Annotated in this window: 9 protein-coding genes; 5 read left to right on the top strand and 4 right to left on the bottom strand. The window is 65.9% G+C overall.

From position 1 onward, the window contains the following. Nucleotides 1-133: 133 nt before the first annotated feature. Entirely contained in the window at nt 134-340 is a 207-nt protein-coding gene (locus NH448_RS08150; protein WP_045994373.1) for a cold-shock protein, read from the bottom strand. A gap of 401 nt (nt 341-741) precedes the next feature. Here NH448_RS08150 and NH448_RS08145 point away from each other — a divergent pair, with 401 nt between their 5' ends. Then, entirely contained in the window at nt 742-2,391 is a 1,650-nt protein-coding gene (locus NH448_RS08145) for an FMN-binding glutamate synthase family protein (RefSeq protein ID WP_045994372.1), read from the top strand. 101 nt (nt 2,392-2,492) lie between these two features. Here the strand turns inward: NH448_RS08145 and NH448_RS08140 are convergent, their stop codons facing one another. Beyond that, nucleotides 2,493-3,488: a cation diffusion facilitator family transporter gene (locus NH448_RS08140; protein WP_083970582.1), complete on the bottom strand. Its 996-nt coding sequence runs from the start codon at nt 3,486-3,488 to the stop codon at nt 2,493-2,495. Between the two features lie 258 nt (nt 3,489-3,746). Between NH448_RS08140 and NH448_RS08135 the strand changes: the two genes are divergently transcribed. After that, on the top strand, nt 3,747-5,681 hold the full coding sequence (locus tag NH448_RS08135) for an alkaline phosphatase D family protein (RefSeq protein ID WP_045994371.1): 1,935 nt from the start codon (nt 3,747-3,749) through the stop codon (nt 5,679-5,681). Between the two features lie 62 nt (nt 5,682-5,743). Here NH448_RS08135 and NH448_RS08130 read toward each other — a convergent pair whose 3' ends face one another. Further along, complete coding sequence (locus tag NH448_RS08130; protein ID WP_045994370.1) at nt 5,744-6,877, bottom strand: AI-2E family transporter; 1,134 nt, start codon at nt 6,875-6,877, stop codon at nt 5,744-5,746. Nucleotides 6,878-7,198: 321 nt separating this feature from the next. Between NH448_RS08130 and NH448_RS08125 the strand changes: the two genes are divergently transcribed. Then, nucleotides 7,199-8,071, top strand: a complete 873-nt coding sequence (locus tag NH448_RS08125) for an SIMPL domain-containing protein (protein WP_239452603.1) — start codon at nt 7,199-7,201, stop codon at nt 8,069-8,071. A gap of 202 nt (nt 8,072-8,273) precedes the next feature. Here NH448_RS08125 and serS read toward each other — a convergent pair whose 3' ends face one another. Beyond that, the gene (gene serS / locus NH448_RS08120; protein WP_045994369.1) at nt 8,274-9,551 is read right to left on the bottom strand and encodes a serine--tRNA ligase; all 1,278 of its coding nucleotides are present in this window, start codon (nt 9,549-9,551) and stop codon (nt 8,274-8,276) included. Nucleotides 9,552-9,892: 341 nt separating this feature from the next. Here serS and NH448_RS08115 point away from each other — a divergent pair, with 341 nt between their 5' ends. Together NH448_RS08115 and NH448_RS08110 are read left to right on the top strand one after the other, a co-directional pair. Next, the gene (locus tag NH448_RS08115) at nt 9,893-13,039 is read left to right on the top strand and encodes an FAD-binding and (Fe-S)-binding domain-containing protein (RefSeq protein ID WP_045994368.1); all 3,147 of its coding nucleotides are present in this window, start codon (nt 9,893-9,895) and stop codon (nt 13,037-13,039) included. Nucleotides 13,040-13,136: 97 nt separating this feature from the next. Further along, nucleotides 13,137-15,080 (top strand): sodium:proton antiporter, encoded by a 1,944-nt coding sequence (locus NH448_RS08110; RefSeq protein WP_045994367.1) that lies wholly within the window; start codon nt 13,137-13,139, stop codon nt 15,078-15,080. The last annotated feature ends 31 nt before the right edge of the window (nt 15,081-15,111 follow it).

The raw sequence follows: 15,111 nt of genomic DNA, 5'->3' as shown, positions 1-15,111 counted from the left end.
GATGTCCTTCACCGGCACCCACCCGGGGCGCAGAACGACACATCAGAAACGCAAAAAGGCCCGCCGAAGCGAGCCTTTTCCATGCATCAAGTGCGATGCATCACGCCGCCTGAGCGGCCATCAAGCGATCGACTTAGTCGATGACCTTGATGTTGGAAGCCTGGAGGCCTTTCTTGCCCTGAGTCACCTCGAAGGAGACCTTCTGGCCATCCTGCAGGGACTTGAAGCCGTCGGCTTGAATCTCGGAGAAGTGAGCGAACAGGTCGTCACCGTTGTCGTCCGGAGAGATGAAGCCGTAGCCCTTAGTGTCGTTGAACCACTTGACGGTACCAGTTGCCATGATCGAATCCTCGACTAGCGTATATACATTACCGGGAGATACCCGAGTTGCAGTGGGTAAAACAAGAAACCTTCCCCCGGAACATCGTCGCCAGGATGCTTCGATGACCTCTGAGACGTTCAACTTGCTAACCAACTGCGAGCAGCATGCGCCGTCTTGGCGCTCAGGTCAAACACTATTTGCACTTGGTTACGAGACGATGACGCTTTGCAGTCACCTGCAGCAGCACCTCACGACTTGCCGGCTGCCGCCTTGAGCGCGGCCTCTCTCCCGAGCCATGCCTCCGCCTTTTGCTCCACTGTGCCTGGTCGTCACCCGGTGCCGCGTGCTCTATGCCGGTGACAGGTAATGTGCTTGCATGAGTAAAGAACACAAGAAAACCGTGACTCAGGGAGAACGACATGGCCTCGTACCTTTCACGCCACGCCTCGACCCGCTTCGGCGCCTACTACATCGCCGTCGCCGGCCTGATCGTCAGCCTGCTCGGGCTACTGGCGTCACTATGGTGGCTGACGGGGGTGCTGGCGTTTGGCGCGCTGACCGCGCTGGGCACCTATGACATCGTCCAGCGTCGCCGCACGGTCAGTCGCAACTACCCGATCCTGGCGCATATTCGCTACTTCCTGGAATCCATCGGGCCCGAGTTCCGCCAGTACTTCATCGAGGCGGACACCTTCGAGTCGCCCTTCTCCCGCGAGCAGCGCTCGCTGGTCTATCGACGGGCCAAGAGCACCATCGACAAGAAGCCCTTCGGCTCGCTCCGGGACATGAACGCCCCCGGCTACGAGTGGATGGGGCCATCACTGTCACCGGTGGAGATCACCGATCATGACTTCCGCGTGGTCGTCGGCGAGCATCGCGCCAAGCCCTACAAGGCCAGCGTGCTCAATATTTCCGCCATGAGCTTCGGTGCCCTGTCGCCCAATGCCATCAGCGCCCTCAACGAAGGTGCCAAGCTCGGGGGCTTCTACCACACCACCGGGGAAGGGGCGATATCGCCCTACCACCTGCGCGGCGGCGACCTGGTGTGGCAGATCGGTTCCGGCTACTTCGGCTGTCGTCGCGACGACGGTGGATTCGATCGCGACAAGTTCAAGGAGAATGCCCGTCGTGACGAAGTGAAGATGATCGAGATCAAGCTGTCCCAGGGCGCCAAGCCTGGCCATGGCGGCATCCTGCCGGGGGCCAAGGTGACCGCCGAGATAGCCTCGACTCGCGGCGTGCCCGAAGGCCAGGACGTACTTTCGCCGTCCAAGCACTCCGCCTTCTCGACCCCCTGCGAGATGATCCACTTCATCCAGGAGCTGCGCACCCTCTCCGGCGACAAGCCGGTGGGCATCAAGCTGGCCCTGGGCCATCCCTGGGAATGGTTCGCCATGGTCAAGGCCATGCTGGAATGCGGCGACCGCCCCGACTATATCGTGGTCGACGGTGGCCAGGGCGGCACCGGCGCCGCACCGCTGGAATTCATCAACCGCCTCGGCATGCCGCTCAACGACGCCCTGATCCTGGTCCACAACACCCTGGTCGGCGCCGGACTGCGCGACGAGATTCGCATCGGCGCCAGCGGCAAGATCATCAGCGCCTTCGACATCGCCCGTACGCTGGCGCTGGGCGCCGACTGGGTCAACATGGCCCGTGGCTTCATGTTCTCGCTGGGCTGCATCCAGGCCCAAAGCTGCCACAACGACCAGTGCCCCAGCGGGGTCGCCACCCAGGACAAGGCCCGCGGCAACCGCCTGGACGTCGAGGACAAGTCGGTGCGGGTGAAGAACTTCCACGCCAATACCAAGTTCGCCCTGTGCGAGATGCTGGAGGCGGCGGGGCTGCATCACCCCAGCGAACTTGGCCCCGAACACATCATCAGGCGCCTCTCCAATGGCAAGGCGCTGCCCTACATCAGCCTGATCGACAGCCTGGCACCCAAGGAGTTGCTGGAGGGCGGCGCCAAGAACCATCCGCTGTATCGTGAGTTCTGGGATCTGGCGGATGCGAACAGCTTCGATGCCCCCTGCGCCCTGCACAGTCTGCGACAGACCAAGCTTCTCTAGTCGCCGGCCATCCTCGCCCTCCCTGCCTCCAGGGGGGGCGGCCACCCGCTCTTCCCTATCGGCTTGCCTTGCGCCTGCCTGACCCCACGCAGTGGTGCTGCTCAGCGATGGTCGACGCAGTCCCCCACATCTTCCAGTTGCATCGTGACATGCTCGATATCGAACCCTTGGGTCAGCACCTCCCGCACTGCCACCAGAGTTGTCTGGTGGTCTTCTCCCGAGCGCACGCCGACGTGCATCGACACCAGATGCCGTCCGGGTGTCAGCGACCAGGCGTGAACATGATGAACGTCGCATACCGCCGGTACCGTCTCGACGACGGCCCGCTTCATGGCATCGATGTCCAGGGATTCCGGAACGCCTTCCAGCAGGATGTGCCCACTCTGGCGCGTCAGTGTCCAGGCATTCCTGAGGATCAATAGCGCCACCAGCACCGACAGCAGCGGGTCGATCGGCGTCCATCCGGTCGCCATGATCACCAGCGAGGCAACGATCGCCGCAACGGAACCGAGCAGATCGCCCAGCACGTGCAGCGCAGCACCGCGAATATTCAGATTGTCGCGATCGCCGCCGTGAAGAATCACGAAGACCACGATATTGACCAGCAGTCCCGCCACCGCCACCGTCAGCATGACAGGCCCCAGCACCTCGACCGGACTCAGCAGGCGGCGGACCGCTTCGATCGAGATCCAGACCACGATGGCGATCAGGGTCAAGCCGTTGACGAAGGCGGCGAGGATCTGCACCCGGTCATAGCCAAAACTGCGGGCGTCGTCGGCAGGTCGCTTGCTGAGGCGGGCGGCAAACCAGGCCAATATCAGGGCAGCGCTGTCGGTGAGCATATGGCCTGCGTCGGCCAGCAGCGCCAGCGATCCGGAGACAACACCTCCGATCACCTCGGCCACCATGAAGGACGCGGTCAGCAGGATGCCCCAGGCCAGCCGACGCTGGCTGTCGGTGTGCACATGGCCGATGCCATGGCCATGGCGGTGCGCGTCATGGCCGTGCGGATCGTGCCGATGCTGGTCTCGCTCAGCGTGCTGGTGAGCAGAGCCGTCCGCTGGGGCGCTTTCGGTCGTTCGATGTTCATGAACCATGGGAGTCTCCCGGGAAGACGCGTTCCTCATCCTTGATGCTAGCATTTGCCAGGTGCTGACCCGGACCACTCGCGCAGCCAGGGCAAGACCAGCGCTACCAGACCAGTCAGCGCAACGGCCACCTCGGGACAGTCGGCAAGGCATACGCCGACGCTCTGGCCTCCTTGCCGCTTACCGTTGATACTCTTGATGTATTCGCCATGCGCGAGGTCTCCCCCGGAACGGGGCTTACCGACAGCGAACCAACACAGGACCGCCATGACCGACACCGGAACGTCTCCCGACGACCTTCCCGCTATCCTCGCCGGCCCCATCCTGCGACGCTTGAGTCCCGAACGTCTGCGCATCTGGCTGGTGGCGAGCCGTCCGCTCAGCTTGACCCTCGAGCTGTCACCCAGCGGCGAGTCACCGCGCCGACAGCCGCTTGGTGAGGACGATTACCGGCTGGTGCCACTGGGCCGCCATGCCCTGCTCTACCTGATCGATGCACCGCTGGATGAGCCTCTGCCCCAGGACACCCGGATCGACTACGACCTCAAGGTGACGGACGAGCGCGAAACCTCACTCGGCGAGCTGGCGCCCCATCTGTGCCATGAAGGGCACGAGACGCCGGCATTCGTGCTGGCGTCGAGTCACCGACGCCTGCTGCATGGCTCCTGCCGTCGTCCTCACTACGATGGCCCGGACGGCCTGGCCCATCTGGACAGCTGGCTCGCCCAGCGTCTCGACTGTCCTGAACAGTGGCCGGCCTGGCTGTTGATGACCGGCGACCAGATCTACGCCGATGACGTCGCCGGCCCCTTGCTGGTGGCGATACACGCGCTGATCGAGCGCCTGGGGCTGTTCGACGAGACCCTCGAGGGCTCAACCATCGACGACAGCCAATCGCTCTACGCAAGCCCCTTCAGCTACTATCGACGCGAGGAGTTGCTGCCCGACGTCAAGAGCTCGGCTGCCCTCAAGGATCGCTTCTTCGGGGGCGTACGCAAGCCGGTGTTCACGTCGGCCAGCGCCGCCAATCACCTGATGACCTTCGCCGAGATGGTGGCCATGTACCTGCTGGTCTGGTCGCCGACGCCGTGGCGCCTCATCGAGTGCCAGCCTCCTGCGCTTGAAGAAGAGCGACGAGAGACCTACGACGACCAGGCCCGGATCATCGACGACTTCGTCGCTACCCTGCCTGCCGCCGCCCGCGTCATGGCCCAGTTGCCGAGCCTGATGATCTTCGATGACCACGACGTCACCGACGACTGGAACCTTACCGCGCAGTGGGAAAGCACGGCTTACGGCCATCCCTTCTCCAAGCGCATCATCGGCAATGCCTTGCTGGCCTATCTGCTGTGTCAGGGCTGGGGCAACGCCCCCGAGCGGTTGAAGGCACCGCTGGACGAAGCCCAGGCGCTGTTGAGCGACGCCAACGATAACCAAGGCTGGCTCGACAAGGATCAGCAGGATGCCTGTCTCGAGCGCCTCTTTCGCTTCGAGGGCTGGGAATTTCAGGTCGAGGGCAGTCCACGCCTGGTGGTGCTGGATACCCGCACCCGACGCTGGCGCAACGGGCGCAAGCCCGAACGGCCTTCCGGCCTGATGGACTGGGAGGCGTTATCGGAATTTCAGCAGGAGTTGATCGACGCGCCGTCGGCGGTCATCGTCTCTCCGGCGCCGATGTTCGGGGTCAAGCTGATCGAGACCATCCAGAAATTGTTCACCCTGGCGGGCAAGCCGCTGCTGGTGGATGCCGAGAACTGGATGGCCCATCGTGGCGCCGCCAGCGTGATGCTCAACATCTTCCGCCACGCGCGGACCCCGGGGCACTACGTCATCCTGTCCGGCGACGTGCACTACTCGTTCGTCTACGACGTGCGTATCCGTCACCGACACCAGGGCCCGATGATCTGGCAGATCACCTCCAGCGGTCTCAAGAACTGCTTTCCCGACACCCTGCTGGATACCTTCGACCGGCTCAATCGCTGGCTTTACTCGCCACGATCGCCGCTCAACTGGTTCACCCAGCGCCGGCCCATGGCGGTGGAGCCCAGGGACCCGGACCGCGCCAAGGCCGGAGAACGCCTGTGGAACGGGCCCGGCATCGGTCTGGTCACCCTGGCCGAGGACGGCAGCCCCGAGGACATCCGTCAGCTCGACGCCCGCGGCATGGAGGTGGTGTTCCCACCGCCCGAGAAGGCGCCATAACCCCGTCCTTGGCTCGCTTGCGTTCAGGTGGTCCATATCGCTGGCTTATGCGCCCGGTCGGTTTACTTGCGCTGGACCGATTCGACCTTGCGTTTCAGCTTGCTCATGCGAGCACGCTCGGCCAGTGGCCGGCTGGCGTCCTCCACCGGGCCACCCTTGGCCGGTCCCAGCAGGTGGGCCATCCAGCGGGTCTGGGGGTGGCTGTCGAGGGCGATCTTCAACGTCATCGTCAGCACCACCGACAGCAACATGCCGGTGACCCCGAAGATCCAGCCCCACACCACCAGCGACAGGAAGGCGACGAAGGTGGACAATCCCAGCGCCCGCCCCATGACCCGTGGTTCGACCAGATTGCCCATGACGAAGTTGATCGACAGATAGGCAAGGCTCAGCAGCAGAGCATCACCCATGCCCCCGTCCGGAGACACCAGCACCAGCAGCACCGCCGGCACCGCGGCGATGGCCGAACCGATGTTGGGGATATAGTTGAGCGCAAAGGCCAGCACCGCCCACAGCAGCGGGAAGTCGACCCCCACCAGCAGACAGGCCACCCACACCAGGGCCCCGGTGACCAGGCTGATCACGGTCTTGACCGCCAGGTAACGCTTGAGGGTGTGGCTGAACTCGTTGAAGCGCTCGAGGCTCGGGGCGGGGTTGGCCAGCGCCCGGGATATCTTGTCGCGGAAGTTCAGCGTCTCGAACAACATGAACATCACCAGCAGCGCCACCACGACACTCTGCATCATCAGATTGCCGAGCTGGCTGAGCAGTGCCGGAAGCCATTCGCCAAGCTTCTGGGTGTCGAGAAACCCGGCCAGCCGCTGAGTGTCGATGGCAAGCCCCATGCTGGCCAGTCCATCGAGCAGGCGCAGGTAGTATTCGTAGAGCTTTTCCTCGATCCCGGGCAAGGCCTCGGCAAAGGTACCGACACTATTGGCCAGCAACAGCGCCAGCAGGATCAGCATGCCGCCGATCACCACCAGCGTGACCCATACCGATAGTCTCAAGCCCAGCCCCCGCTCGTGCAGCCACTGCACCGGGGCGGTACACACCACCGCGATGAACAGCGACAGCAGCACCGGCACCAGCAGGTCTGCCCCCGCGCGCATGCCGGCGACGATGACCACCAGTGCAGCCAGGGCCAGCGTCAGGTTCAAGGGGAGCCTGCGCTCCTGCGCCTCGACTTCATCTTCCATGGACGGTAGCTCCTCTCGTTAACCAGCCGTCGGCTCGACGGCGTTATCGGCGCCATCATGCCCCGCCAATCGTTTCAGCACAAAGAATCATGACACATGGCGCAACATTGCCAATGTTCCGTGTATCACTCCGGCGACATTGGCCGGCCCAGGCTCAACCATGCAAGGATCGTGGAGACGCTTGAGATCCGGGAACGTCTCGCCGAGGACACCGTCCCAGTCAGTAGGCCCTGGCCGGTGCGGGTACCTGTCAGACTTGTCTGCGACGCGCCCCCTGTTGTTCGCCCTGTCGTTCATCCCCCACGTTACAAGGAGAATCCGATGTCACTCGCCACTCCCTCCGCCCGGTCACGGGCGATGCCGAGCCTTCGCCTGCGCCACCTCCACCGGCTGGCGACAGTGGGGCTCGGCCTGGCGCTGGCTTCTCTGGCCGCCACGCCCTCCCTGGCCGCCGAGTCACCCACGCCACGCTATCTGGATATCCAGGCCCAGTCAGAGCTCAAGGTCGCTCCGGACGAGGCGACCTTGAACGCCCGACTGTGGGAGCTGACACCGGCCATCGCCCAGGAAAAGGACAGTGGTGACCACGGCCAGGCCCTGGCTGAGGCCCGCCAACGCCTGGAGGATCGTGCCGCCGAGCTGATCTCGGCGCTGGAAGACGCGGGTCTTTCCCGCGAGGCGATCAACGCCGGATCGCTGCGGGTACAGCAGGAGATGCTGCATCAAACACGCCAGGGCAACGACAACCCCATCCCCATGGTACGTACTCGCCTGGAGCGTCCGGTGACCCTGGCGATCAGCGATCTCGATAGCCTTCCGACCCTGCTCGACGCCCTGACCGAAGCCGGCGTCAATGCACTGGACGGCGTCAGCTACGATCTTGCCGACCGCGACGCGGCCAGCGACCGCGCTCTGACCCAGGCTCTCGTGCGCGCCAGGGCCAAGGCCGAACTGATGGCGGACGCCCTGGGAGTGGAGCTCGGTGAGGTGATCCATGTCAGCGAGACCAACGCCCCGGTGTTTCAGCCACGCATGATGGCGATGCGCGCCGACATGGCCGAAAGCGGCGGCAACGCCGACTACAGCCCCGGCAGCCTCACCATCGACGCCGGTGTCCAGGTCCGCTGGGGGCTGGCCGAGGCAACCGCGGATATCGATCAGGATCGCCAGCAGGTCCCGGCTGCGCCGCAATGACGATAACGGCGACGTCAGCCCGACGGCCATGGCATCGGTGGCCAACGAGTCGCACCCGCCCAACGGAAAGCGGCCGGGGTCCGGTGCCATATCGCCTAAGCCCGTGACGTAAAAAGCCCGTGACGCAAAAGCCCCGGTGGTCTCGACCACCGGGGCTTTTGCTGAATCAAGGGCAAGCGCGCCTGCCCCTCTCGAGGGCGGATCAGACGTTGATGCGCTCGACCCCGCCCATATAGGGACGCAGCACCTCGGGAACGGTGATGGAGCCGTCCTCGTTCTGGTGGTTTTCCATCACCGCGATCAGGCAGCGGCCCACCGCCAGGCCGGAGCCGTTGAGGGTGTGCAGAAGCTGCGGCTTCTTTTCACCCTTGGCGCGGAAGCGCGCCTGCAGGCGGCGTGCCTGGAAGTCCTCGCAGTTGGACACCGAGGAGATCTCACGGTAGGTGTCCTGGCTCGGCAGCCAGACCTCGAGATCGTAGGTCTTGGCGGCGGAGAAGCCCATGTCGCCAGTGCACAGGGTCACCACCCGGTAAGGCAGCTCGAGCGCCTGAAGGATCGCCTCGGCGTGGCCGCGCATTTCCTCCAGCGCCTCGTAGCTCTTGGCCGGATCGACCAGCTGGACCATCTCGACCTTGTCGAACTGGTGCTGGCGGATCATGCCGCGGGTGTCGCGACCGTGGGAACCTGCCTCGCTGCGAAAGCAGGGAGTATGGGCGGTCAGCTTCAGCGGCAAGGCGCCAGCGTCGACGATCTCGCCACGCAGCAGGTTGGTCAGCGGCACCTCGGCAGTCGGGATCAGGTGGAATTCGCGCTCGTCATCGAGCTTGAACAGGTCCTCGCCGAACTTGGGCAACTGGCCGGTGCCGTAGAGCGAGTCACGGTTGACCATGTAGGGCACATAGCACTCTTCGTAGCCGTGCTCCAGGGTCTGCTTGTCGAGCATGAACTGGGTCAGGGCGCGGTGCAGACGGGCGATCGGCCCGCGCATCACGGCGAAGCGGGCGCCGGTCAGCTTGGCGGCAACCTCGAAGTCCAGATCGCCCTTCTTGGCTCCCAGATCAACGTGATCCCTGACCTCGAAGGCGTACTCGCCGGGGTTGCCCCAGCGCGACACCTCGACGTTGTCGTCTTCGCTTGCGCCTTCGGGCACGCTGGCGTGGGGCAGGTTGGGGATCCCCGCAGCGATGTCTTCCCACTGGCCCTGCACCTCGGCCAGCGCCACCTTGGCGGCGTCCAGGCGCTCGCCCAGGTCACTGACCTCGTCGAGCAGCGGCTGGATATCCTCGCCGGCGGCCTTGGCCTTGCCGATCGCCTTGGAGCGAGTGTTGCGCTCGTTCTGCAAACGCTCGGTCTCGGTCTGCAGCTCGCGACGGCGGGATTCCAGCGAGCCAAGCGCCTCGCTGTCGAGAGAGTAACCGCGGGTGGCCAGTCGTTGGGCGAGCGTATCGAGGTCGCCGCGCAGCAGTTTCGGATCGAGCATGGAGTCTGGTCCGTCGCCTGAGTGAAAAGAACATGTCGGATGCGGAAGGCGTCACCTGGGGGCGTGCGTCACCATCGCCAGCGTCGGACGCTGCTCTCGGGCCCCACCGTGAGGACAGCCGAAAAGCGCCCCGCTGGTGTGCCCTGGGACCACCCTCCGCGCAGGCGACACATTGTAGGCAAAAGCGAGAGGCGGCGCCATCGACCGGGGGCGAGCGCCGGCTTCTCTCGCGATCGGGATGCACCTACCCCCCGAGACGCGGTAAAGTGGACGCCCTCCCATTCTCCTGCCCTGTCGATAGCGCCAGCCGCGCCGCCGCGGGGCCTGTATCGACCGAGACCATGATCGCACCACTGCCCCTAGCTGATGCCGCGACCCCACTGGACCAGCACTACGTCGACTTTCTCAAGGCCCTGAAGGCGGAAGGTTTCGAGGGCGAAATCGCCCCGGACTACGCCAGCCGCACGGTGCTGGCCACCGACAACTCGCTTTACCAGCGTCTGCCCCAGGCGGCGGTGTTTCCGCGTCATGCAGGCGACCTCGAGCTGCTCGGCCGGCTCGCCGGGCGGGAAACCTTCCGCAAGTTGGCCCTGACACCACGTGGTGGCGGCACCGGCACCAACGGCCAGTCGCTGAGCGACGGCCTGGTGGTGGACGTGTCCCGGCACATGAACCAGATCCTCGAGATCGACGTCGACAACCGCCGGGTGCGGGTCCAGGCCGGGGTGGTCAAGGACCAGCTCAACGCCGCCTTGAGGCCCCATGGGCTGTTCTTCGCACCGGAATTGTCCACCTCCAACCGGGCGACCATCGGCGGCATGATCGCCACCGACGCCAGCGGCCAGGGCAGCTGCGAATACGGCAAGACCCGCCACCATGTGCTCGAGCTCGACAGCGTACTGATCGGCGGCGAGCGCCTGATCAGCGCCGCGGTCGACGAGGACGAACTCGAGACCCTGTGCGCCGAGGACTCGGCCCGGGGCCGCGCCTATCGCGCCGCCCGCAAGATCATCGAGCAGGAGCGCGAGCGCATCGAGGCGATCTTCCCGCCGCTCAACCGCTGCCTGACCGGCTATGACCTGGCCCACCTTCGCGACGACGACGGCCGCTTCAACCTCAACAGCGTGCTGTGCGGCGCCGAGGGCTCGCTGGCGCTGACCAACGAGGCGGTGCTCAACGTGCTGCCGATCCCGCGCCACTCGATCCTGGTCAATGTGCGCTACCCGAGCTTCATGGCGGCCCTCGCCGACGCCAAGGCGCTGATGGCCGGCGGCTCGTCACCAGAAAAGCCGCAGGCGCTTCGCCCCACCTCCATCGAGACCGTGGACGACAAGGTGTTGAAGCTCGCCATGGAGGACTTCGTGTGGGACTCGGTGGCCGAGTTCTTCCCGGTGGATGACGGCCCGGCCATCGAAGGCATCAACCTGGTGGAGTTCAACGACGACGACCCCGAGCGCCTCGAGGCCCGGGTCGACGCCTTCTGCCGGGGACTCGAAAGCGACACCAGCGTCACCCGCCTGGGCTTCACCCAGGCCATCGGCCGTGACGCCATCGGTCGGGTCTACGCCATGCGCAAGCGCTCGGTGGGCCTGCTCGGCAACGTCAAGGGCGAGAAGCGCCCGCTGCCCTTCGTCGAGGATACCGCGGTCCCCCCAGAGCACCTGGCCGACTACATCGCCGAGTTCCGCGCCCTGCTCGATGCCCGAGGGCTCGAGTACGGCATGTTCGGCCACGTCGACGCCGGAGTGTTGCATGTGCGCCCGGCACTGGACATGAAGGACCCGCGCCAGCAGGCGATGATCCGCGAAATCTCCGATGAGGTGGCGGCGCTGACCCAGCGCTACCACGGCCTGCTGTGGGGGGAGCACGGCAAGGGCGTGCGCTCGGAGTATGCCCCGGCCTTCTTCGGTGAGCTCTACCCCAGCCTGCGACGCCTCAAGGGTGCCTTCGACCCGCACAACCAGCTCAATCCCGGCAAGATCGCGACGCCGCTGGTGGAGACCGACGAAGCGGCCAACAGCCAGCCCGAGCCCGGCGCCAGCCTCAGCGACCCCGGCCTGCTGGCCATCGACGCGGTACCCATGCGCGGCGATTTCGATCGTCAGATCGACGAGCGGGTGTGGCAGGCCCACGCCGACGCCGTCTACTGCAACGGCAACGGCGCCTGCTACAACTATGATCCCGACGACGCCATGTGCCCGTCGTGGAAGGCCACCCGGGATCGTGTGCACTCGCCCAAGGGCCGCGCCAGCCTGATGCGCGAATGGCTGCGCCTGCAGGGGAAGGCCGGCATCGACGTGGTCGAGGAGTCACAGCGCAAGAAGGATGAGACCGCGCTCGGCTGGCTCGCCCACCTGCCCCGCCGCGCGCTCAACAGCCTGCGCGGCAAGGACGACTTTTCCCACGAGGTCTACGACGCCATGGCCGGCTGCCTGGCGTGCAAGTCCTGCGCCGGCCAGTGCCCGATCAAGGTCAATGTCCCGGCCTTCCGCTCCCAGTTCCTCGAGGTCTACCACGGACGCTACCTGCGACCGCTGCGCGACTACCTGATCGGCGGGCTCGAATTCCTGCTGCCGGCGCTGGCGCCACTGGCCCCGGCCTACAACGCGGCACTCGATAACCGCCTGGTGGACCGGCTGATGGCCCGCGGCCTCGGCATGGTCGACAGCCCCAGGCTGTCACGCGCCCGGCTCAAGAAGCAGCTCAAGGCCTGGGGCGTGGCCGAGGCCACTCCGCTGACGCTGGGACGCCTCAGCGAGCGCCAGAAGGCGCGCAGCGTGATCCTGGTGCAGGACGCCTTCACCAGCCACTTCGAAGCCAGACTGGTCGCCGACGTGGTGGAGCTGCTGTCGCGCCTCGATATCCGCGTCTTCGTCGCGCCCTACAAGCCCAACGGCAAGCCGCTCAACGTCCAGGGCTTTCTCGGCGCCTTCGAGCGCACCGCCCGCAAGCGTGCCCGAGAGCTCTCCACCCTGGCCGCCAGCGGCGTGCCGCTGGTGGGCATCGACCCGGCGATGACCCTGACCTATCGCCAGGAGTACGTGAAGGCACTGGGTGAGCAGGCGGTGCCTGAGGTGCTGATGCTGCAGGAGTGGCTTTTGAGTCTGGGCGCCTCGCTGGTGCCCTCGGGACTCGACCTGAGCGAGGAAGCCCCCTTCCAGCTGCTGTCCCACTGCACCGAGAAGACCCAGGCGCCGGGCAGCCCCAAGGCCTGGCAGCAATTGTTCGAACGTTTCGGGCTGCGCCTGGCGCCCCTGCCCTCGGGCTGCTGCGGCATGTCCGGCACCTACGGCCACGAGGCACGCAACCTTACGACCTCGCGCACCATCTACGCCCAGTCCTGGGAACCGGTGGTGCAGGAGCACGGCGACAGCGGTCGCCTGCTGGCCACAGGCTACTCCTGTCGCAGCCAGGCCCGACGTTTCTCCGACAGCCAGCTGCCGCATCCGCTACAGGCGCTGCTCGGCGCACTTCGTCGGGCGAGCTGAGTCAGACCATCGTTGACGCCTATGATGGCGATGGTTTGCATGATCGACGCCGCGTCAGTACGCTGCGCGGCTTTTCCCGTTTCGGAGTCGACCGACCATGGAGCATGCCGGACTCACCCTGGCGGCCGTTGGCCTGCTGGCGCTGGGCTCACAGTGGCTAGCCTGGCGCCTCAAGGTCCCCGCCATCCTGACGCTGTTGATCGCCGGCATTGCCGCAGGCCCGGTGACCGGCCTGCTCGACCCCGACGCCCTGTTCGGCGAGCTGCTGTTCCCGCTGGTGTCGCTGGCAGTGGCGGTGATCCTGTTCGAGGGTAGCCTCACCCTGAACTTTCGCGAGCTGGGAGGGCATGGCCGCACGGTGCGCCGCCTGGTCACCTGGGGAGCCCTGATCACCGCTCTGTGCGGAGCGCTGGCCGCCCGCTGGCTGCTGGGCCTGAGCTGGGAGATGGCGAGCCTGCTGGGGGCGCTGCTGGTGGTCACCGGCCCGACGGTGATCCTGCCGCTGCTGCAGACCCTGCGGGCCCGCGAGCACCTGACCCAGATCCTGCGCTGGGAGGGCATCCTGATCGACCCGGTGGGCGCCATCGGCGCGGTGCTGGTCTACGAATTCGTCGCCCTGGGCTCCGGCACCCAGGCACTGCCGCATACCCTGATGCTGTTCGCCCAGACCGCGTTGATCGGCTTCGGCTTCGGCGTCGCCGGCGGCTATCTATGGGGCCAGGTACTGCGCCAGCACCTGCTGCCGCAACGGCTGCACAGCTTCGGCACCCTGATGACCATGCTCGGTCTGTTCACCCTGTCCAACACCCTGTTTCACGAGTCCGGCCTGTTGACGGTGACGGTAATGGGCGCCTGGCTCGCCAATATGCGTGGCGTGCCCACCCGACCGATCATCGAGTTCAAGGAGACCCTGTCGATCCTTCTGATCTCGGGTCTGTTCATCCTGCTGGCGGCACGTCTGACGGTCGAGCAACTGGCACTGCTGGGCTGGCCGGCCTGGGCCTTTCTGGCGGTGCTGTTGCTGCTGGTGCGTCCGCTGGCGGTGTGGCTGTGCACCCTGGGCAGCGGCCTGGACTGGCGCGAGAAGAGTCTGCTGGCGTTCATCTCGCCCCGCGGCATCGTCGCCGCCGCGGTGGCCTCGCTGTTCGCGCTGCGGCTGGAAGAGATCGGTGTGCCCGGCGCCGACCGCCTGGTGCCGGTGACCTTTCTGGTGATCATCGCCACAGTCGTATCCCAGAGTCTGCTGGCCCGTCCGCTGGGCGACTGGCTGAAGGTGCGCCGTCCCTCGGCCCACGGCGTGCTGATCATCGGCGCCAACCCGGCGGCCCGGCAGATGGCCCACTGTCTGCGCCAGGCCCGGCTCGGCGTGCTGCTGACCGACTCGAGCTGGGACGCGGTGCAGGCCGCCCGCGCCGAGGGGCTCTCGGCCTACTACGGTGACCCGCTGTCCGAACACGCCGCCCAGCATATGGAGCTGAGCGGTATCGGCTACCTGATGCCGCTGTCGCCCTACCGAGAGCTCAATGATCTGGCCGCGCTGCACTTCGAGCATCTGCTGGGCCAGGGCCAGGTATTCCGCCTGGCGGTCAACCTGGGGCGCCAGGCCCGGCGCCAGCACGCCACCGCCATCGAGCATGTTCCCTACCTGTTCGGCCGCGAGATGACCTTTGCCCAGCTCTCGAGCCTGGTGGAGCGTGGGGCTCGCTTCGAGGTCGAAAGGCTCGACGAAGCACCCCGCTCACGGGCGCTGCTGCGCGCGAGCGGCGACAAGCGTGCAAGTGGAGAAAGGGGAGAAAGGGGAGAAAGACGCCCAGGTCACGTCCACAGCACAGACACCCGGCAAGCGCCCCTCCAGGCCAAGGACGTCGCCAGCGCGAGACGTCAGGGGGCTTTCCCCGGCGACACCGACTCGGCGCCGCTGATCTGTGTCGGCACTTCAGGGCGGCCGCGCATCGCCACCGCCGACGCGCCGCTGACACCACGCAAGGGCGATCATGTGATCCGCCTCGTCATGCCAGACCGGCAAAGTAGTCGGAAATAAAAACACCTCGGGCCGGTCGATGACCGGCCCG

This window comes from Halomonas sp. OfavH-34-E, from assembly GCF_024124525.1.
GTDB classification, from domain to species: Bacteria; Pseudomonadota; Gammaproteobacteria; order Pseudomonadales; family Halomonadaceae; genus Halomonas; species Halomonas litopenaei.
Note: the sequence above shows the minus strand (reverse complement) of the source record. Positions and strands in the feature narration are given on the sequence as shown.